Source organism: Myxococcus sp. AB036A, assembly GCF_006547355.1.
GTDB lineage: Bacteria > Myxococcota > Myxococcia > Myxococcales > Myxococcaceae > Myxococcus > Myxococcus virescens.
The window spans coordinates 14300-33210 of the sequence record NZ_VHLC01000101.1; the positions used below are offsets into that span (position 1 = coordinate 14300).

Annotated in this window: 19 protein-coding genes and 1 pseudogene; 15 read left to right on the plus strand and 5 right to left on the minus strand. The window is 67.5% G+C overall.

Annotation, left to right across the window (positions count from 1 at the left end):
• The 15 genes from mdh to rsmI all read left to right on the plus strand — a co-directional run bounded on the left by mdh (position 1) and on the right by rsmI (position 13788).
• The gene (gene mdh / locus FL344_RS30715) at positions 1-945 is read left to right on the plus strand and encodes a malate dehydrogenase (RefSeq protein WP_141593869.1); all 945 of its coding nucleotides are present in this window, start codon (positions 1-3) and stop codon (positions 943-945) included.
• A gap of 222 nt (positions 946-1167) precedes the next feature.
• On the plus strand, positions 1168-3045 hold the full coding sequence (gene sdhA, locus FL344_RS30720; RefSeq protein ID WP_141621040.1) for a succinate dehydrogenase flavoprotein subunit: 1878 nt from the start codon (positions 1168-1170) through the stop codon (positions 3043-3045).
• Positions 3046-3089: 44 nt separating this feature from the next.
• Complete coding sequence (gene sdhB / locus FL344_RS30725; protein WP_090491458.1) at positions 3090-3899, plus strand: succinate dehydrogenase iron-sulfur subunit; 810 nt, start codon at positions 3090-3092, stop codon at positions 3897-3899.
• Positions 3900-4185: 286 nt separating this feature from the next.
• Positions 4186-5346 carry an ADP-forming succinate--CoA ligase subunit beta gene (gene sucC / locus FL344_RS30730; protein ID WP_141593868.1) on the plus strand — a complete coding sequence of 387 codons (1161 nt, stop codon included), beginning with the start codon at positions 4186-4188 and terminating at the stop codon, positions 5344-5346.
• Positions 5347-5375: 29 nt separating this feature from the next.
• Positions 5376-6275 (plus strand): succinate--CoA ligase subunit alpha, encoded by a 900-nt coding sequence (sucD, locus tag FL344_RS30735; RefSeq protein ID WP_141593867.1) that lies wholly within the window; start codon positions 5376-5378, stop codon positions 6273-6275.
• 33 nt (positions 6276-6308) lie between these two features.
• Positions 6309-6746 carry a nucleoside-diphosphate kinase gene (ndk, locus tag FL344_RS30740; protein WP_011553572.1) on the plus strand — a complete coding sequence of 146 codons (438 nt, stop codon included), beginning with the start codon at positions 6309-6311 and terminating at the stop codon, positions 6744-6746.
• A gap of 198 nt (positions 6747-6944) precedes the next feature.
• The gene (gene rlmN, locus FL344_RS30745; protein ID WP_141621035.1) at positions 6945-8081 is read left to right on the plus strand and encodes a 23S rRNA (adenine(2503)-C(2))-methyltransferase RlmN; all 1137 of its coding nucleotides are present in this window, start codon (positions 6945-6947) and stop codon (positions 8079-8081) included.
• 90 nt (positions 8082-8171) lie between these two features.
• A complete protein-coding gene (rpsP, locus tag FL344_RS30750; RefSeq protein WP_011553574.1) occupies positions 8172-8432 on the plus strand; it encodes a 30S ribosomal protein S16 in 261 nt (86 codons plus the stop codon).
• Between the two features lie 11 nt (positions 8433-8443).
• Complete coding sequence (locus tag FL344_RS30755) at positions 8444-8728, plus strand: KH domain-containing protein (RefSeq protein WP_011553575.1); 285 nt, start codon at positions 8444-8446, stop codon at positions 8726-8728.
• Complete coding sequence (rimM, locus tag FL344_RS30760) at positions 8725-9291, plus strand: ribosome maturation factor RimM (RefSeq protein ID WP_140862715.1); 567 nt, start codon at positions 8725-8727, stop codon at positions 9289-9291. The genes FL344_RS30755 and rimM overlap by 4 nt, the downstream gene beginning before the upstream one ends.
• Positions 9288-10031, plus strand: a complete 744-nt coding sequence (trmD, locus tag FL344_RS30765; protein WP_011553577.1) for a tRNA (guanosine(37)-N1)-methyltransferase TrmD — start codon at positions 9288-9290, stop codon at positions 10029-10031. Before rimM ends, trmD begins: the two co-directional genes overlap by 4 nt.
• 116 nt (positions 10032-10147) lie before the next feature.
• Complete coding sequence (rplS, locus tag FL344_RS30770; RefSeq protein ID WP_141593865.1) at positions 10148-10531, plus strand: 50S ribosomal protein L19; 384 nt, start codon at positions 10148-10150, stop codon at positions 10529-10531.
• Positions 10532-10612: 81 nt separating this feature from the next.
• On the plus strand, positions 10613-12514 hold the full coding sequence (locus FL344_RS30775) for an ATP-binding protein (RefSeq protein ID WP_141621036.1): 1902 nt from the start codon (positions 10613-10615) through the stop codon (positions 12512-12514).
• A gap of 50 nt (positions 12515-12564) precedes the next feature.
• On the plus strand, positions 12565-12945 hold the full coding sequence (locus tag FL344_RS30780) for a YraN family protein (protein ID WP_141621037.1): 381 nt from the start codon (positions 12565-12567) through the stop codon (positions 12943-12945).
• Positions 12946-12957: 12 nt separating this feature from the next.
• Positions 12958-13788, plus strand: a complete 831-nt coding sequence (rsmI, locus tag FL344_RS30785; protein WP_141621038.1) for a 16S rRNA (cytidine(1402)-2'-O)-methyltransferase — start codon at positions 12958-12960, stop codon at positions 13786-13788.
• Positions 13789-13829: 41 nt separating this feature from the next.
• Here rsmI and FL344_RS30790 read toward each other — a convergent pair whose 3' ends face one another.
• The 5 genes and pseudogenes from FL344_RS30790 to encB form a co-directional block, all read right to left on the minus strand.
• On the minus strand, positions 13830-15125 hold the full coding sequence (locus FL344_RS30790; RefSeq protein WP_141588837.1) for a hypothetical protein: 1296 nt from the start codon (positions 15123-15125) through the stop codon (positions 13830-13832).
• 96 nt (positions 15126-15221) lie between these two features.
• A complete protein-coding gene (locus FL344_RS30795; protein ID WP_141621039.1) occupies positions 15222-16388 on the minus strand; it encodes a peptidoglycan DD-metalloendopeptidase family protein in 1167 nt (388 codons plus the stop codon).
• Positions 16336-17760 (minus strand): sigma-54 dependent transcriptional regulator, encoded by a 1425-nt coding sequence (locus FL344_RS30800; protein ID WP_141588839.1) that lies wholly within the window; start codon positions 17758-17760, stop codon positions 16336-16338. The genes FL344_RS30795 and FL344_RS30800 overlap by 53 nt, the downstream gene beginning before the upstream one ends.
• 30 nt (positions 17761-17790) lie before the next feature.
• The gene (gene encA / locus FL344_RS30805; protein ID WP_140791576.1) at positions 17791-18654 is read right to left on the minus strand and encodes an encapsulin nanocompartment shell protein EncA; all 864 of its coding nucleotides are present in this window, start codon (positions 18652-18654) and stop codon (positions 17791-17793) included.
• 46 nt (positions 18655-18700) lie between these two features.
• A pseudogene (gene encB, locus FL344_RS30810) lies at positions 18701-18911 on the minus strand (encapsulin nanocompartment cargo protein EncB); the annotation flags it as partial.

The following is an 18911-nucleotide window of genomic DNA, read 5'->3' on the forward strand; positions in this document are numbered from 1 at the left end:
ATGGCTCAGAATGGCAAGAAGAAGATCGGCCTCATCGGCGGCGGTCAGATCGGCGGCAACCTGGCGCTGCTCGCCGTGCAGAAGTCGCTCGGTGACGTGGTGCTGTACGACATCCCGGCGGCCGAGGGTCTGGTCAAGGGCAAGGCGCTGGACATCAACCAGCTGGCTGCGGTCGACGGTTACGACTGCCGCGTGAAGGGCACCACGGACTGGAAGGACGTGGCCGGCTCGGACGTGATCATCATCACGGCCGGCATGCCCCGCAAGCCGGGCATGTCCCGCGAGGACCTGCTCGAGATCAACCTGAAGATCATGACGGACGTGGCGGGCAACATCAAGCAGCACGCCCCCAACGCCTTCGTCATCAACGTGGCCAACCCGCTGGACGCGATGGTGTTCGCGCTCCACAAGATCGCGGGTCTGCCCAAGCACATGGTCGCGGGCATGGCGGGCGTGCTGGACACCAGCCGCTTCAAGTGCTTCGTCGCCGAGGCGCTCGGCTGCTCCATCCGCGACGTGGAGGCCCTGGTGCTGGGCGGCCACGGCGACGACATGGTTCCGCTCGTCCGCCACAGCACGGTGGGCGGCGTGCCCCTGACGGAGCTGATCGCCAAGGACAAGCTGGACGCCATCATCAAGCGCACCCGTGAGGGCGGCGCGGAGCTGGTCGGCCTGTACAAGACGGGCAGCGCCTACTTCGGCCCCGCGGCGTCCGCCATCGCCATGGCGGAGAGCTTCCTGCTGGACCGCAAGCGCGTGCTGCCGGCCGCCGCCCTCCTGGAGGGCCAGTACGGCATCAACGGTTACTTCTTCGGCGTCCCCGTGCAGATCGGCGCGGGCGGCGTGGAGAAGATCCACACCGTCGAGCTGAACGACAGTGAGAAGGCCGAGCTGGAGAAGTCCTTCCAGTCGGTCAAGAAGACGGTCGACTCGGTCAAGCTGTAGTCGCTGGACAGTCACGTGTGGCCCGCTGGGGTAACCCGGCGGGCCCTGTGCCTGATGCTGTGGATGACGCGGGCTAATTGCCCCGGACGCCATCGTTGCAGCGCGTTTTCACCAAGTTAACTAGCCTGTAGAACTCGCACGGGACGTCCGGGCCCTGGCGCGCCACCTGGCGGGCCGGCTCAAACGAGCAGTGTCCGACGTCCGGCAGTCAAGGAGACGATGATGGCACCAGCAGCGCGGTTCACGGTGGTGGGCGGCGGCCTCGCCGGGCTGATGACGACGATCAAGCTCGCGGAGGCGGGCCACCAGGTGGATGTGCTCTCGCTCGTCCCGGTGAAGCGTTCCCACTCCGTTTGTGCCCAGGGCGGCATCAACGGCGCGGTGAACACCAAGGGCGAAGGCGACCACCCGGACATCCACGTGAAGGACACGCTGCGCGGCGGCGACTTCCTCGCGGAGCAGGTTTCGGTGAAGGGCATGTGTCATGCCGCGCCGGGCATCATCTACCTGTTGGATCGCATGGGCGTGACGTTCAACCGCACGCCGGAAGGTCTGTTGGACTTCCGCCGCTTCGGCGGCACGCTGCACCACCGCACGGCCTTCGCCGGCGCGACCACCGGCCAGCAGCTGCTCTACGCGCTGGACGAGCAGGTCCGCCGCTATGAGGCCGAGGGCAAGGTCACCAAGTACGAGTACTGGGAGTGGCTCGGCACGGTGAAGGACGACAACGGGCGCTGCATCGGCAGCGTGGCCGTCGACCTGCGCACCATGGAGATCCGCACCTTCCCGGCCGAGGCCGTCTGCCTGGCCACGGGTGGCCCGGGCATCGTCTTCGGACGCTCCACCAACTCCATCATCAACACCGGCACCGCCGCGGGCCGCGCCTACATGGAGGGCGCGCACTACGCCAACGGTGAGTTCATCCAGGTGCACCCGACGTCGATTCCGGGCGAGGACAAGCTCCGCCTGATGAGCGAGTCGGTGCGTGGCGAGGGCGGCCGCGTCTGGGTGCCCCGCAAGAAGGGCGACACGCGGGCGCCTCAGCAGATCCCGGAGGCGGAGCGCTGGTACTTCCTGGAAGAGAAGTACCCCAAGTACAAGAACCTGGTGCCGCGCGACGTGGCCACCCGCGAGATCTTCATGGTCTGCCGCGAGCTGGGCATGGGCATCAACGGCCGGGACGGCGTGTACCTGGACGTCACGCACATCCCCGCGCCGGTGCTGGACGCCAAGATCAAGGGCGTCATGGAGATCTACGAGAAGTTCGTCGGTGACGACCCGCGCAAGGTGCCCATGGTCATCTTCCCGGGCATGCACTACTCCATGGGCGGCCTGTACGTGAACTTCGAGGCCGACCCGAAGACGCAGACGCCGGCCGAGGGCAGCCCCAAGAACCAGTCCACCACCATCCCCGGCCTCTACGCCGCGGGTGAGGCGGACTACGCCTTCCACGGCGCGAACCGCCTGGGCGCGAACTCGCTGCTGTCGTGCATCTACTCCGGCATGATCGGCGGCCCGGCCATGGCGTCCTTCGCCAAGAGCCAGGGCACCAGCGCCGCGGCGATGCCGGAGAAGCACTTCCAGGCCGCCAGGCAGTACTGGCAGGACCGCTTCGCCACCATGCTCAAGATGAGCGGCCCGGAGAATCCGTACGGGCTCGCCAAGGAGCTGGGCGACACCATGACGGAGAACTGCACCGTCGTGCGCTACAACGACCGTCTGAAGAAGACGATCGAGAAGATCCGCGAGCTCAAGGAGCGCTGGAAGAACGTCAACGTGCTGGACACGGGCAACGTGGCCAACCGCGCGCTGTCGTACACCAACCAGCTGTGGAACATGTTCGAGCTGGGCGAGGTCATCGCGACCAGCGCGCTGCTCCGCGACGAGAGCCGCGGCGCCCACTACAAGCCGGACTTCTCGCTGCCCGAACCGAAGACGAAGGACCCGACGCAGGACCCGGAGTGGATGAGCCTGTGGCGTGCGCGCCACGAGAAGTGGGCGAAGACGACCATCGCGACGTACAGCGAGGCCGGCCCGAAGATCCACTACGAGGACATCCCCACGCCCGTGCTTGACCCCGAGCCGCGCTGGTACGCCTGAGACGGGAACCACTCAACCGATTTGGAAGTGAAGGGTCGAGCCACATGGACACTGCACAAGCATCCGCTGTCACCACCAAGACCATCACCTTCCGCATCTGGCGGCAGGATGATCCCGCGAAGCCAGGTCACTTCGATGAGTTCAAGGTTCCCTATGTGAAGGGCGCCAACGTCATCTCGTGCCTGATGGAGATCCAGCGCAACCCCGTCACCGTGGAGGGCAAGCGCGTGGCCCCGGTGATCTGGGACGCCGCATGTCTGGAGGAGGTCTGTGGCAGCTGCGCCATGAACATCAACGGCCGCGTGCGCATGGCCTGCTCGGCGCTGATCGACAAGCTGGAGCAGCCGATCACGCTGGAGCCCATGAGCAAGTTCCCCGTGGTGCGTGACCTCACGGTGAACCGCGACCGCATGTTCGACGCGCTCAAGCGCATCAAGGGGTGGGTGCCCATCGACGGCACGCACAACCTGGGGCCGGGCCCGCGCCAGGCGCCCGTGGACCAGTCGGTGATGTACGTGCTGTCCACGTGCATCACCTGCGGAAGCTGCCTGGAGGCGTGCCCCCAGGTGACGCAGGAGAACGACTTCGTCGGCGCTGCGGCCATCAGCCAGGCCCGCCTGTTCAACATGAACCCCACGGGCAAGATGAACTCCGAGGAGCGCGTGCGCTCGCTCATGGGGCCCGGCGGCATCCAGGACTGCGGCAAGGCGCAGAACTGCGTGAAGGTCTGCCCGAAGGAGATTCCGCTCGTCACCTCCATCGCGGTGATGAACCGCGAGGTGACCAAGCTCACCATCAAGGACATCTTCTTCCAGGACGAGGCCCCCAAGGGCCACGGCAGCGGTCCGGGGTAGGGCGCTCGCCAGCGACTTCCCGGTGTTCTCTGGCTTCAAGCGGCCCCGGGCCGGCGTCCATTCGAGACGCCGGGCGGGGCCGTCGCTGTTCGGGTGTCCGTGGAAAACCCTGCGGTGAAGGCAGGCTCATCTTCGCGGACATCCCTGATTATCTGCCGTGCACCCTGTCGGACGATGCAGGTGTACCGGGGTCAAACGGTCTTGCACTCCGTCCTTTTCTGCGCAATGAGGGCCCGGCGCTGACGCCTCTGTTCAGGCTGTCTCCCTCGTCTCCACCGGAGCCTCGATGAAGATCCACGAGTACCAGGGCAAGGAAATCTTCCGGAAGTATGGCGTGCCCACGCCGAAGGGCATCCTCGCCATTTCCGCCAACGACGCGGAGGCCGCCGCGAAGGAGCTCGGCACTTCTGTGGTCGTCGTGAAGGCCCAGATCCACGCGGGTGGCCGCGGCAAGGGCGGCGGCGTGAAGCTGGCCAAGAGCCCCGCGGAAGCCAAGGAGCTGGCCAAGCAGATGCTTGGCATGAAGCTCAAGACCATCCAGACCGGGCCGGAAGGCCAGACGGTCCACAAGGTCTACATCGAAGAAGGTCTCGCCATTGGCCAGGAGCTGTACCTGGGCGTGACGCTGGACCGCGCCACCAGCCGAATCACCTTCATGGCTTCCCGCGAGGGCGGCGTGGAGATTGAAGAGGTGGCGGAGAAGCACCCGGAGAAGATCCTCCGCGAGTCGGTGGACCCGGCCGTGGGCTTCCAGGACTTCCAGGGCCGCAAGCTGGCCTTCGGGCTGGGCCTGACGGGCCCCACGGTGAACAAGTTCACCCAGTTCTGCTCGGCGCTGTACCGGATGTTCATCGACACGGACGCCTCGCTCGTGGAGATCAACCCGCTGGTCATCCTGAAGGATGGCGGCGTGGTGGCGCTCGACGCGAAGGTGACCTTCGACGAGAACGCGCTCTACCGGCACAAGGACCTGCTGGAGTACCGCGACCTGGCCGAAGAGGAGCCCCGTGAGATCCAGGCCAAGGAGTGGGACCTGGCCTACATCGCGCTGGATGGCAACATCGGCTGCATGGTGAACGGCGCCGGCCTGGCGATGGCCACCATGGACACCATCAAGCTGGTGGGCGGCAGCCCGGCCAACTTCCTGGACGTGGGCGGCGGCGCCAACAAGGAGAAGGTCACCGCGGCCTTCAAGCTCATCCTGGCGGACCCGGCCGTTAAGGCGGTGCTGGTCAACATCTTTGGCGGCATCATGAAGTGCGACGTCATCGCCGAGGGCATCATCGCCGCGGCGAAGGAGGTCCAGCTCAAGGTTCCGCTCGTGGTGCGGCTGGAAGGCACCAACGTCGAGAAGGGCAAGGAGCTGCTGAGCAACTCCGGCCTCGCCATCACCCCGGCGGACAACCTGCGTCAGGCGGCGGAGAAGGCCGTCGCTGCGGTGAAGTAATCCCGCGCACTCTTTCCTGAAAGAACGCCATGGCCATCCTCGTCAACGAAAACACGAAGGTCCTCTGCCAGGGCATCACCGGCTCGGCGGGTTCGTTCCACGCGAAGCAGATGCTCGAGTACGGCACGAAGCTCGTTGCCGGTGTGACTCCGGGCAAGGGCGGCACCACGTTCGAAGGCAAGGTCCCCGTGTTCAACACGGTGGCCGAGGCGGTGAAGGCGACGGGCGCGAACACGTCCGTGGTCTTCGTGCCGCCCCCCTTCGCCGCTGACTCCATCATGGAGGCCGCGGACGCGGGCGTGGCCCTCATCATCGTCATCACCGAGGGCATCCCGGTCAACGACATGGTGCGCGCCAAGCGCTACCTGCAGGGCAAGCCGGGCATCCGGCTGGTCGGCCCCAACTGTCCGGGCGTCATCACGCCGGGCGCGCTGTGCAAGATCGGCATCATGCCGGGCCACATCCACAAGCCGGGCCGCATCGGCGTGGTGTCCCGCTCCGGCACGCTGACCTACGAGGCCGTGCACCAGCTCACCCAGCTGGGCCTGGGCCAGTCCACCGCCGTGGGCATCGGCGGTGACCCGGTCAACGGCACGGACTTCGTGGACGTGCTGAAGCTCTTCAACGCGGACCCGGACACCGACGCCGTCATCATGATTGGCGAAATCGGCGGTGACGCCGAGGAGCGCGGCGCCGAGTACGTGGCGCGCGAGTTCACCAAGCCCATCGCCGGGTTCATCGCGGGCCAGTCCGCGCCCCCGGGCAAGCGCATGGGCCACGCTGGCGCCATCATCTCCGGCGGCAAGGGCACGGCGACCGAGAAGATCAAGGCCATGGAGGCCGCGGGCATCCTGATGGCCGCCAGCCCCGCCGAGCTGGGCACCACCCTTCAGGAGGCCCTCAAGCGGGGCGCTCCGAAGAAGCGCTAAACCCCAACGGAAACACGACAAGGAGCCAGTCACATGGCTATCGAGCGTACGCTGTCCATCATCAAGCCGGACGGCCTGGAGAAGGGCGTCATCGGGAAGATCATCAGCCGCTTCGAGGAGAAGGGGCTGAAGCCGGTCGCCATCCGCCTGCAGCACCTGTCCCAGGCGCAGGCCGAGGGCTTCTACGCGGTCCACAAGGCCCGGCCCTTCTTCAAGGACCTGGTGCAGTTCATGATCTCCGGCCCGGTGGTCCTGATGGTGCTGGAAGGTGAGAACGCGGTCCTGGCCAACCGGGACATCATGGGCGCCACCAACCCCGCGCAGGCGGCCGAGGGCACCATCCGCAAGGACTTCGCCACCAGCATCGACAAGAACACGGTGCACGGCTCCGACAGCCTGGAGAACGCGAAGATCGAGATCGCGTACTTCTTCCGGGAGACGGAGATCCACTCCTACCCGTACCAGAAGTAGCCGGCCGGCCCTCTATGGGGCCGCCGTTCCAGGCCCGGTGTCCGCGCTCCCAGAAGGCGCGGGCCCGGGCCGCTGTTCTTCCAGGAGACACTACCGGGTAGTGTCCACGAAGCGGGCAGGGGAGCATGGGCTCCTTTGACTTGCCGTGCCCAGGTGTGGGAAGGGACGCCCCTGGGCCCACCGTTAAGCGCAACGACGATGTCAGAGACCTCCGCCACCTCCCTGCCAGTCACCGAGCCTTTGCCGGCTCCCGCGCCCGCCAAGCTGGTGGACGTGGCCAGCCTGTCGTTGGAGGCGCTGTCGCGCTTCGTCACCGAGGAACTGGGTGAGCGCGCCTTCCGTGCCCCGCAGATCTACCGCTGGCTGCACCAGCGCGGCGCCACCTCGTTCGACGAGATGACGGACCTCTCCAAGGTCCTGCGCGAGAAGCTCAGGGCGCGCGCGGAGATCGTCCCCCTGGTGAAGGACTGCGAGCTGCGCAGCATCGACGGCACCATCAAGTACCGGTGGAAGACGCGGGACGGGCGCTACATCGAATCCGTCTACATGCCCACCGAGGACCGCAGGACGTTGTGCGTGTCCACGCAGGTGGGCTGCGCCATGGCCTGCGGCTTCTGCATGACGGGCACCATGGGGCTCAAGCGCAACCTGACCCCCAGCGAGATTGTGGCCCAGGTCCACGCGGTGAACCGCGAGGTCCGCAAGAACGAGGGGCACGAGACGCTCCGCCCGCTCTCCAACCTGGTGTTCATGGGGATGGGGGAGCCGCTCCACAACTTCGAAAACCTCAAGACGGCGCTCTCCATCCTCCAGTCCGAGGACGGGCCGAACTTCAGCCACCGGCACATCACCGTCTCCACCGTGGGGCTGGTGCCGATGATTGAGCGTTTCGGCAAGGAGACGGACGTCAAGCTGGCCATCTCCCTCAACGCCAGCACGGACGAGCAGCGCAGCAAGACGATGCCCGTCAACCGCAAGTGGAACATCGCGGCCTTGCTGGACGCCTGCCGGAAGTTCCCGCTGCGTCAGGGCCGCCGCATCACCTTCGAGTACGTCCTCATCAAGGGCTTCAACGACGCGGACGAGGACGCGCACCGGCTCATCGAGCTGCTCAAGGGCATCCCGGTGAAGGTGAACCTGATCCCCTACAACGAGAATCCCGGCCTGGGGTTCCACACCACCGGCGAGGAGCGGGCGGAGGAGTTCCGCGCCATCCTCGCGGACGGCCACGTCGCCGCCTACATCCGCAGGAACCGGGGCCGGGACATCGCCGGCGCCTGCGGGCAGCTCGCCAATCGCGGCGAGACACAAGCCGGGGCCGATAGTACGACATAAGTTCCCGAACTTCCTTGACAATCCAACGGGAGCGGCGTTAAGAGCGCCACCCCTTTCCTAAGACGTTTCCTGTTTGTTGGAGAGCATTCAATGGCCGTTGTCCTCCGTCTTGCCCGCGCGGGCGTCAAGAAGAAGCCGTACTACCACGTGGTCGCCACCGATTCCCGCAACCCCCGGGACGGCAAGTTCATCGAGGCCGTGGGCGCGTACGATCCGAACCAGGAGCCGCCGAAGGTGGAGTTCAACGAGGAGCGCCTCAACTACTGGCTGAAGACTGGCGCGACGCCGTCTGAGACCGTTGCGGACCTGATCAAGGTCGCCGGTAAGGCCAAGCCCGCTCCCGCGGTCTGAGCCACGCCCGAGTGGACGTGGAGCAGCTTCTCAACTATCTGGCGCGGGCCCTGGTCGATCATCCTGACCAGGTCAGCCTGCGCATTTCCGAGGCGGAAGGGGCCCGGCTCTTCGAGCTGAAGGTCTCCGCCGAGGACGTCGGCAAGGTCATCGGCCGTGACGGGCGCACCGTGAATGCCCTCCGGACGCTGCTCAATGCCGCCGCACAGAAGTCCGGGCAGAAGGTCCGCCTGGAGATTCTCGACGACCGGCGCAATGCAGCAGGCGCTCCGGTCGCGCCGGACTCCGCGCAGTGACGGCCACCAGTCCCTATCTGGAGTTGGGATACGTCGCGCGTGCTCACGGGCTGCGTGGCGAGGTCGCCATTCGCGCATTGGATCCGGCGTCGGAGACGCTCGACACCGTCGATCGCATCTGGGTGCGGACGCGCGCCGGTGTGGAGCGGGAAATGCGGCTGGAGGCGCTCCGGCCCACGCCCAAGGAGGACATCGTGGTCCTCGAAGGCGTGGAGTCGCGGAACGACGCGGAGGCGCTCGTGGGCGCCAAGGTGTTCGTCTTCCGCGAAGATCTGGAGCCACCCGCGGAGGGCGAGTTCTTCCAGGGTGACCTGGTGGGGCTTGAGGCCGTGGACGCCAACGGGAACGCGCTGGGCCGGGTGGAGGAGATCTGGACCACCGGCGAGGTGCCCAACCTGGTCATTCGCGCTTCCGGGCGCGAGGAGCTGGTGGTTCCCTTCGCCGACGAGTTCGTCCCCACCGTGGACCTCGAGGCGCGGCGCATCGTCATCCATCCGCCCGAGTACGTGGAGGCGGGACGCAAGGGCGCCGAGTCAGGTGGAGGCCCGGAGGACGCGGAATGAGCCCACCGTATCCGGTGGAGATCCTCACGTTGTTCCCCGGCATGGTGACCGGTTACCTGGGGGCCAGCATCCTCGGGAAGGCTCAGGAGAAGGGCCTGCTGGCCACCACCATCACGGATATCCGCGAGTACGCCGAGGGCAAGCACCGCGTCACCGACGACGCGCCCTACGGCGGCGGCGCCGGCATGGTGATGAAGCCGGAGCCGCTGGTCGCCGCGATTGAGGCGGCCAAAGCGCGGCATCCGGGCGCGCGGGTGCTGCTCATGAGCCCCCGAGGGCCCACCTTCACCCAGGCCACCGCGCGTGAGCTGGTCCGTCACGAGGCGGGCCTCATCCTGGTCTGCGGCCGCTACGAGGGCGTGGACGAGCGGGTGATGGCGCACCTCGACGGGGAGCTGTCCCTGGGGGACTTCGTTCTCACTGGCGGCGAGCTGGCGGCCATGACGGTGGTGGACGCGGTGGCGCGGCTGGTGCCCGGGGTGCTGGGCAACGTGGATTCGTCCGTCACGGAGAGCTTCGAGGAAGGCCTGCTGGAGCATCCCCAGTACACCCGCCCGCCTGTCTTCCGGGGCGTCGAGGTGCCGGCCGCCCTGCAGTCCGGCGACCATGCCCGGATTGCCCGCTGGCGGCGCTGGAAGTCGTTGGTGCTCACCCATGAGCGCCGCCCGGACCTGTATGCCCGCGTGGTGCTGTCGAAGGCCGACCAGAAACTTCTGGCCCGTCGGGAGGAAGAGCTGTAACCCTGAGCGTTGCTAGCGAGTTGGATCATCAGGGCTTGTCCGACACCGCTCTCTCTGTTAGTACGGCCCGCTCTTCACGCGACCATCGCGTCAGTTCAAGTTTTCCGGAGTTTGTCATGCGCAACGCCGCCATTCAGCACATCGAGGCCAAGTTCCTGCGCCAGGACGTCACCGTGTTCAATACCGGTGATTCCGTGCGCGTCCACTGGAAGGTCAAGGAGGGCGAGAAGGAGCGCGTGCAGGCGTTCGAGGGCATCGTCATCCGGAAGACCAAGGGCAATCACCGCGCTACCTTCACGGTGCGGAAGCTCTCCTTCGGCGTCGGCGTGGAGCGCGTGTTCCCGCTGCACAGCCCCCGCTACGAGAAGATCGAGGTCCTGTCGCGCGGTGACGTGAACCGCAAGCGCCTGTTCTACCTCCGTGACCTCAAGGGCAAGGCGGCGCGCGTCGACGTCATCGAAGAGCCGAAGCCGTCCAAGAAGGCCGCTTCGGCCTCCTGAGCGCTTCCAGCGCCTGAGCAGTGAAAAGGAGCGTCCGATCCCGGACGCTCCTTTTTTCATTCGCGCTAACATGCGCGAGCCATGCAATTCGCCGAAGTCGCCGTCCAGAACGTCCGCGGTTTCTCCCCCGCGGGGCGCTTTGCCCTGAAGGCGGGATACCTCGTCCTCAAACCGCCCTCGGCGGAGTCGAGCCCCCTGGCAGGCCTCTCCCTCGCGCTGCTCTTCGCGGATGGGCGCGGCACTGACGCCAGCTTCATCGCCACCGGTGCGAAGTCGGGCAAGGCGGCCCTGACGTTCGTCGGTGTGGATGGGGTGACGTACCGCGTGCTGCGTGACCTCGGCGGCTCCGGAACGTTGCACCGGATGAATCCCACGACGCAGCAGCCGGAGCTCGTCTCGTCGGACGCGTCGGAGATCAGCCAGTTCCTTCGCGGACAGGCGGGACTTCCACCGAAGACCACGTTCGAGCAGGTGTACTGCCTTCAGTCCGCGCAGCTTCCCTCACGACGCCCGAGGAAGTCCGCTGCCGCCGCGGCGAAGGTGGACCCCAAGACGTCCGGCAGGTACCCATCATTGGCGTCTGCCTCCACGGTGCTGCCCGCGGAGGACATCCCCGCCGCCGAGGCGAAGTTGCGCGCGCTGGAGCAGGAACTGGCTGCCTCCACGGAGGTGGACAGCCTTCAGTTCAAGGCGGACGGCGTGGCGTCCCAGATCTTCGACGCCGAGCAGCGGCTGAAGGGCACCGAGGGGCTCAAGGTGGCCATTGCCGAGGCCGAGGCCGCCTGGCGCGCGGCGCCGACACCCGAGTCCCTGGGGCTGCCTCAGGACATCGTGAACCGCCTGAAGCGCCACCCCAAGGTGATTGCCCGTCGTGACGAGGCCCTGGCGCGCCTCAACGCGGACCGGGAGAACGAGGTGGAGGCGCGTCCCGCGTCGGTGCCGCCCCTGACGCAGAACATGGGGTTCTGGGCCGGCCTGGGCGCGGGAGTTCTGTTCCTGGCGCTGGCCGTGGGCCTGGGCTTTGGAGTGGACCGGACCTTCCGCTACCTGGCGCTGCTGGACATCCCGGCCTTCGGTGTCGCCGCCTTCCTGGCGCTTCGCTACGTGGATGACCTGCAGAAGGCCACGCGGCATGGCAGCAAGGAGAACCGCTTCGACATCCGGGAGAAGAAGATCCTCGAGGAGTACGAGGCGGAAGCCGCGCCGCTGCGCATGGCGCAGAAGGCACTCGACGTGGAAGAGCTGGATGGCATCGCCCCGGCCCTGGAGCGCAAGGAGCTGCTAGCCGCGCGGGTGGCCGAACTGCAGGACCAACTGCACACCATGGAGTCGGATCCGGACTACCTCGCGGCGGCCGCCCAGGTTCAGTCGCTGAAGGCAGAGGCGGAAGCGCTCAACGACGAGCTGACGCAGAAGGGCACCTACGTGCGCGACGTGCGCGAGGTGGAGCGTGAGATGGGCCGGCTGAAGGAGTCCATCGCACTGGCCAAGGCGCCTCCGCCGCCGACCGCGCCGGGCCCGGATGGCTCCGTGCCTGTGGAGACGCTGGAGGATCCGTCGCCCATGCTGCTTTCCCAGGCGGCGGACGTGTTCACCACGGACATCCTGTCCGTGCAGGCGATGCTGAAGGAGCGCTGCGTCCAGTACCTCACCGCGCTCACGGACCGGCGGTACCAGGGCATCGAGTGGGACCGCGAGGGCAAGGCCTTCGCCCTGGCCTCGGGCCGGCGGGTGCCGGTGGGCGAGCTCCCCGCGAAGGACCTGGACCTGTACTACCTGGCCCTGCGGATGACGGTGGTGGAGAAGGCGAGCGCCCGCGTGAAGCGTCCCTTTCTGCTGGAGGACGTCTTCACGGGGATGGAGGAGGTGAAGCTGCCCCTCATCGCCCGCATGCTGAAGCACCTGGGGACGCTGACGCAGGTGCTGCACGTCACCTCGCACCCGGGCTTCGCGCAGATGTCGGACGGCCCCGTTAACGTCTGAGGCGACGTGGCGGGTTGCCTCCAGGGGGAGGTCCGCAGGGGGAGGGGTGGATGCGACGAGCGGCGCCGGCTGAGCGGCGGGAGTACGGGAATGCTGGGGAGGAGGCGGCGGTGCGCTTCCTGGAGGCGCAGGGGTGGCGGGTGCGGGATCGCAACTGGACCTGTCGCTTCGGGGAGCTGGACGTGGTCGCCGAACGTGATGACCTGGTGTGCTTCGTGGAAGTGCGGATGCGCTCCACGGCCACCTGGGGTGACCCCTCCCACAGCGTGTCTTTCGCCAAGCAGCGCAGGGTGGTGAAGGCGGCGCTTCGGTACCTGTTCGCGCATGACTTGCGTGGACGGATGCTCCGTTTCGACGTGATTTCGGTGGTGGGGCGCGGGGAGCGCGCCACCGTGGAGCACATCCCTGGCGCCTTCGACGCGGGGATGTGAGAGGACGACGCCATGGCTGGAACGCTCTATCTGGTGGCGACGCCCATCGGGAACCTGGGGGACATCACGTCGCGCGCGTTGGAGACCCTGCGCGCGGTGCGCTTCATCGCGTGTGAGGACACGCGGCACTCGCGGGTGCTGCTCGACCACTTTGGCATTGGCGGGAAGGACCTGGTGAGCCTGCCTGCCTTCGCGGAAGGGCAGCGAGCCGGACGCATCCTGGACCGGATTGGGGAAGGGGAGGACTGTGCGCTGGTGACTGACGCGGGCAGCCCCGCCATCAGTGACCCGGGCGAGAAGCTGGTGGCCGAGGCGCTGGAGCGCGGATTGACGGTGGTGCCGGTACCAGGCCCCACGGCTCTGGTCGCCGCGCTGAGCGCCTCTGGATTGCCCACGGGGCGCTTCCACTTTCTGGGCTTCCTCCCGCGCAAGGGCGCCGAGCGCCGGGCGATGCTGGAGGAAGTGGCGCAGCTGTCCGCCACCCTGGTGCTCTATGAGTCCCCACGCCGCCTGTCGGAGACGTTGCCGGACCTGCTCGACGCCTGGGGCGACCGGCGCGCGTGCGTGGCGCGGGAGTTGACGAAGCTGCACGAGGAGTTCGCCCGGGGCACCTTGTCCGAACTGGCCGCGCGCTACGCGGTGGAGGAGCCTCGCGGCGAGGTGGTGGTGCTGGTGGAGGGCCGCACCGGCGAGACGCGCTGGTCCGAGGAGGAATTGCGCCGGGCTCTGGAGGAGGGGCTGTCGCGCGGCGAGAAGCTCAAGGCGCTGAGCACCGAGCTGGCCCGCCGCGCGGGCTGGGCCGGTCAGGACGTCTATCGACTGGGGCTCTCGCTGAAGCGCTGAGTCCCCAGGTGGGCGCCGTCATCGGCGCCCACCGGGCCACGCTAGAAGCTGAACGTGGCGCTCAGGTCGAAGCGGAACGTGGTGCTCTCCACCGCGAGGAAGCGGCGAGACACCAGGTCGTAGCGCCAGTCGAAGTTGGGGTTGAGGTCGGGCGAGCCGGGCTGTGTGTCCACGCCGCCGTCGTTGTTCGCGTCACGCCCCGGATCCTCGGCGGTGAGGGCGTGGTTGGTGTTGTAGAGGAACATGCCGGACGCGCGAATCTGGAAGGCCTGCGACGCGTTCGCCGTGACGCCCAGCATGCCACCCACCTGGAAGTAGTCCTCGGAGGTGAGCAGCTTGCGCAGGGCGGCGCTCAGCTCGTTGTAGTAGCGGCCACTGCCCACGTAGTTGCCGATACCCCGGACGTCCAGGGCGAAGCGCTGCGACTTCGCCGGCCGGTTGAAGGGCACCAGCTCCACGCCGAAGAGCATGCCCGCGGTGTGAGGGGCGTTGATGCCCGTCTCCTTGCGGTTCCACGGGCCCGTGAAGCAGTTGTCCGGGGCGCCCAGGTTCTCCGGGTTGGAGTCCTTCTGGACGCAATTGGAGTAGGCGCCCGGACCGCGCACGGGGATGGTGTAGTGCGCCTTGAAGTACGGCTCGGCCGCGCCGATGCGGCGCGAGAAGGCCGTGTAGAGCTGGTACTTGTGGATGCGGTCGCCAATGTTGCCGCGGCTGTCCGAGTTGGTGGTGTCCGCGGCCGCGTCACGCAGCTTCGCGGTGGGGGCCTCGTACTCCAGGCCGACAATCCAGGTGGGCTTCGTCTCGTCCTTCTCCTGGTTGAAGAAGGCGTAGGCCAGGCCGAAGCGCATGTTGCCCAGGCCGCCGCGGAAGCTCTCCTGCGGTACGTCGAACAGGGCACTGCCCGGTGCCGAGCCATCCAGACAGCCCGGGATGACGGAGCCGTTGGCGTTCAGGCAGTTGTTGGTGATGGTGGACGTCTCGGGAGACGAGTTGGACGTGAAGTCCCAACGCTCGTTCTGCGAGAAGACGACGGGCAGGGCGAAGGAGAACTCCAGGTCCCTGTAGAGGCCGACGGACAGCTCCAGGTTGAGCCGGGCGTCCACGCCTTTGTACCAGAGCTCCGACGCATCCCGGCGGCCCGCCGGTTGCCCGGCGGGGGCCAACTGCTCGCGGATGATCTTCGCGCGGTTCTGTGTGCGCTCGAAGCCGACGTCGATGAAGAGGTCGAACGGGTCGTCCTCCTCGAGCGACGACGCAATCCGGGTGATGTCCGCCGCGGTGGCGGCGAACGGCGCGCCCAGCGTCAGCGCGGCAAGTACGACGCGAAGCCTGTGCATCCGACCTCCGACGGCAAATCTCCCTGGCCTACCGGCAAGCCCGGGGGGCTTCCAGCTAGCCGTGCCGTCGAAGGAGTGTCAAGAAACGGGTGGCTTTTACTTGCCGGCGACCACGGACGCGCTCAGCAACCCATCCATCCGGCGCACCTCCGCCTCGAAACCCGACCGGTGCTGCGCGGCCAGTGAGCGGCGGTAGGTCTTGTGCTGGTCGTAGGGGTCCAGCACCCGGTCATCCTGCGTCATGAGCTGGTAGTGGAGGTGGGGGGCGAAGCTGCGGCCCGTGTTGCCGCTCTTGGCGATGACCTGCCCCACGGAGAACCGGGTGCCCGGCTTGACGCTCTTGTCCACCTCGTCCAGGTGGAGGAAGAGCGCGCGGCGCCCCTTGCCCCCCGACTCCACCAGCTCGATGCAGTTGCCGTTGCTGCTGAAGTTCCAGTTCTTCCGCTTCACCACCCCGTTGAAGGGGGCCTTGATGGGCGTGCCGACCGGGGTGCGGAAGTCCACGCCCTTGTGCTTGCGGCCGTCGCGAAGCAGGGACGTCACCTGCTCGTAGTCGTCGATGGGGGAGCGCTCCAGCCTCAGCTCCAGCTCGTCGCCGCCGGGCAGGTAGTACCGGGCATTGGGCTCGCCGTTGGCCTGGTAGCGGTACGCGCTCAGCGTCTTGCCCAGCTTGGCGCTGGTGAAGCGCACCGCGTGCACCAGGGGCTCCTCGTTGGTGCGGCGCTGGTAGAGCACCTCCAGCGTGTCACCGCGGAGAATCTCCCCGGGCACGGAGACCCACCACACCAGGGTGCGCGTCACCACCTGCGCCAGCGCCGGACCCACGTCCGAGCCAGCGGCGTTGACGAGCGCGGTCTCCAGGGGGCCGCTGATGCTCACCGAGACGCGCTCCAGGCCCGCGGCCTTCACCGGGTCCGTGGCCACGGGCGCCGGCGCGGGCGCCGCGGCGACGGCGCCCGCGTCGGGGACTGCGTTGGGCATCTGAGCCGCGGCCTCTTCCGTCGCCTGAACCATCCGCTGCTTCCACCACCACACGCCGCCGGCGGCACCGCCGAGGATGAGTGACACGGCGACCACCGTGCCGAAGGGACTGCGCTTCGGAGGGGCACCGAGTGTGGGAAGGTTCGGCCGCATACAAGCTCCCTGAGTTGGAATGGGTGGGCGGGCCCGGAACCGACGCGCGCGAAGCGGAATTCCGCTTCCTCGCGGTCTATTCGTCCGGACCGTCTTCCTGCCCGTCTGGTGTGGTGTCGCGCAAGCCAAACTCCTTCATCTTCGTCTGGAGTGACTTGCGGCTGATTTGAAGCAACCGAGCGGCCCGGGTGACGTTGCCACCCGTCTCCTCGAGCTTCTTCACGATGAGGTCCCGCTCGAGTTCGGCGGCCTTCATCCGGACGATGTCCTTCAGGCCGACTTCCCCCGTGGGAACGTCGATGGAGGCCACCGCGCTGGCTAGGTTGGCGCTCGCATGGACGCTCGTTCCCTGGCGGACCGGCTCCGGCAGGTCGCGGGCGGTGATGAGAGGCCCGTCCGCGAACAGGAGCACGCGCTCGATGAGGTTCTCCAGCTCGCGGATGTTGCCCGGCCACGCGTAGCCCTGGAGCAGGGCCATGGCGTCGTCGGCGATGCCTTCAATCTTCTTGTTGAGGCGCCGGTTGTACTTCTCCACGAAGTGCCGGGCGAGCATGGGGATGTCGCTGCGGCGCTCGCGCAGGGCGGGCAGGGAGATGGGGACCACCGCCAGGCGGTAGTAGAGGTCCTTGCGGAAGCGGCCGGCTTCAATCTCCGCCTGGAGGTCGCGGTTGGTGGCGGCCACGAGCCGCACGTCCACGCGCGTCGTCTTGATGCCGCCCACGCGTTCGAACTCGCCCTCTTGAATCGCGCGCAGCAGCTTCACCTGCATCTCCACCGGAATCTCGCCGATCTCGTCCAGGAAGAGCGTGCCCTCGTCGGCCAGCTCGAAGCGGCCGGGCTTGGACGTGACGGCGCCGGTGAAGGCCCCACGCTCGTAGCCGAAGAGCTCGCTCTCCAGCAGTGTGTGGGGAATGGCGGCGCAGTTGATCTTGATGAACGGCTTGTCGCGGCGGCTGGAGGCGCCGTGCAGCGCGGTGGCGATGAGCTCCTTGCCGGTGCCGCTCTCCCCGGTGATGAGCACCGTGGACGGCGTGTCCGCCACCTTGTCGATGATCTTGTAGACCTCTTGGATCGTCGACGAGTCGCCGATGATGGCCGCGCGCGCCTTCACGTCCGGGCGCACGGAGCGGCGGGCGCTCTCGTTCGTCTTCGCGGCCTTGGCGACGACGGAGGACAGCTCCGCCTGATCGAAGGGCTTGGTGATGTAGTCGAACGCGCCCGCCTTGATGGCGTCCACGGCGGAGTCCACCGTGCCATGCGCGGTGATGATGATGACGGGGACGTCCGGGTTGGCGGTGCGGATGGTGCCGAGCACCTCCATGCCGCCCACCTTGGGCATCACCAGGTCCGTTACCACGATGTCCGCGCCGTTCTTGTGGAACTCGGCGAGCCCTTGCTCGCCGTTCTCCGCCACGGTGACGTCGAAGCCGTCCCGGCGCAGCATCGCGGCGAGCACCTTGCGGAGGTTCGCCTCGTCGTCGATGACCAGGACCTTGGCCATGGTGGAAGTCGTGACCGCGGGCGACCGGAACTAGCGACGTTCCGTGGCGCCGGCGCCCTCCAGGGTGCAGATGGCGTCCGGGTGCTTGATGCGCAGCAGCAGCGCCTCCAGGACGCGGAACGGGTGGTTCATCCGCGACGCGCCCAGGTACGCCGCCACCATGTCCATGGACACCGCGAGGTCCATGTTCTCCCGGCCGGTGGACACCACCACGCCGGAGTCCCCGCGCAGGCGGTTGGACTGGTAGACGCCGTCCGACGCGAGTTGGCGGATGGTCTCAATCTCCAGTACGCCCGTCTTCTCGTAGATGCGGTGCAGCTGCGAGTACAGCCGCGGCGACAGGACGACGGCGTAGGGGCCGAAGTGGCCCTGCTCGTTGAGCTTGCGCGTGGCCTCGACGATGGCCTGGAAACCGCCACCCGGCGACGTCCAGTCACCCAGCGGCACCGTGAGCCGGCCGTTGGCCGTCATCAGGCCTTCGTAGCCCAGGCGCGCGTCACCGTAGAAGATGAGTTCGTCTTCCTGCTGCGCGCACAGCGCGGCGGCGCCGGCGGCGGCCGACACGTCCAGCGGCATGTTGTGCGTGCGCGCAGCCTCGATGTCGCGCCAGTGCAGCAGGAAGTCCTTGTAGATGATGGGGATGGTCTTGAACTTGCGAGCATCGGTGAAGACCATCGCGGTCTCCTGCTCACCGACGATGTCCACGGCGCCGGGGGAAACGCCCTGGAACTCGTCGTAGGGAACCGTCTGCACCCCGGCGCCCAGCGGCCCGTAGATGTCCAGGATGCGCCGACCCACCAGCGAACGCCGGGCGACCTGGATGACAGTCTCGTTCAGACGCGCCCACTCCTCTTCGCGGAGCGGGTTCTCGGCATGTCCAAGGAAGTCAGGCATGAAATGTGGCTCCAGAGGCATCGACTAGAGAAGGAAGAAGAAAGCTTCAGCGACCGCTGCCGGAACCACTGCCACCCCGGCGCAGTGAACCCACGGTGAGCGGGTGCGACTCCACGGCGGGCGGCGGCGCGGGCAGGCCGTACAGCAGCCGCTGGGGCGGCAGGGACGTTGGCGGCTCGGAGGGGAGCCGGCCGTTGCGGCCGTTGACGGAGAAAGCCGGGCCGTCCGGTGTGGGCACATGGACGGTGGCAGGGGCG

Bases quoted from the DNA above. Each gene is read 5' to 3' on its own strand.
- sdhA (WP_141621040.1), top strand. From the start codon at position 1,168: ATGGCACCAGCAGCGCGGTTCACGGTGGTGGGCGGCGGCCTCGCCGGG.
- FL344_RS30800 (WP_141588839.1), bottom strand. From the start codon at position 17,760: ATGGCCAAGGTCCTGGTCATCGACGACGAGGCGAACCTCCGCAAGGTG.
- rsmI (WP_141621038.1), top strand. From the start codon at position 12,958: ATGGCTGGAACGCTCTATCTGGTGGCGACGCCCATCGGGAACCTGGGG.
- sucD (WP_141593867.1), top strand. From the start codon at position 5,376: ATGGCCATCCTCGTCAACGAAAACACGAAGGTCCTCTGCCAGGGCATC.
- rplS (WP_141593865.1), top strand. From the start codon at position 10,148: ATGCGCAACGCCGCCATTCAGCACATCGAGGCCAAGTTCCTGCGCCAG.
- ndk (WP_011553572.1), top strand. From the start codon at position 6,309: ATGGCTATCGAGCGTACGCTGTCCATCATCAAGCCGGACGGCCTGGAG.
- FL344_RS30775 (WP_141621036.1), top strand. From the start codon at position 10,613: ATGCAATTCGCCGAAGTCGCCGTCCAGAACGTCCGCGGTTTCTCCCCC.
- FL344_RS30790 (WP_141588837.1), bottom strand. From the start codon at position 15,125: ATGCACAGGCTTCGCGTCGTACTTGCCGCGCTGACGCTGGGCGCGCCG.
- mdh (WP_141593869.1), top strand. From the start codon at position 1: ATGGCTCAGAATGGCAAGAAGAAGATCGGCCTCATCGGCGGCGGTCAG.
- sucC (WP_141593868.1), top strand. From the start codon at position 4,186: ATGAAGATCCACGAGTACCAGGGCAAGGAAATCTTCCGGAAGTATGGC.
- rpsP (WP_011553574.1), top strand. From the start codon at position 8,172: ATGGCCGTTGTCCTCCGTCTTGCCCGCGCGGGCGTCAAGAAGAAGCCG.
- sdhB (WP_090491458.1), top strand. From the start codon at position 3,090: ATGGACACTGCACAAGCATCCGCTGTCACCACCAAGACCATCACCTTC.
- encA (WP_140791576.1), bottom strand. From the start codon at position 18,654: ATGCCTGACTTCCTTGGACATGCCGAGAACCCGCTCCGCGAAGAGGAG.
- rlmN (WP_141621035.1), top strand. From the start codon at position 6,945: ATGTCAGAGACCTCCGCCACCTCCCTGCCAGTCACCGAGCCTTTGCCG.
- trmD (WP_011553577.1), top strand. From the start codon at position 9,288: ATGAGCCCACCGTATCCGGTGGAGATCCTCACGTTGTTCCCCGGCATG.
- FL344_RS30780 (WP_141621037.1), top strand. From the start codon at position 12,565: ATGCGACGAGCGGCGCCGGCTGAGCGGCGGGAGTACGGGAATGCTGGG.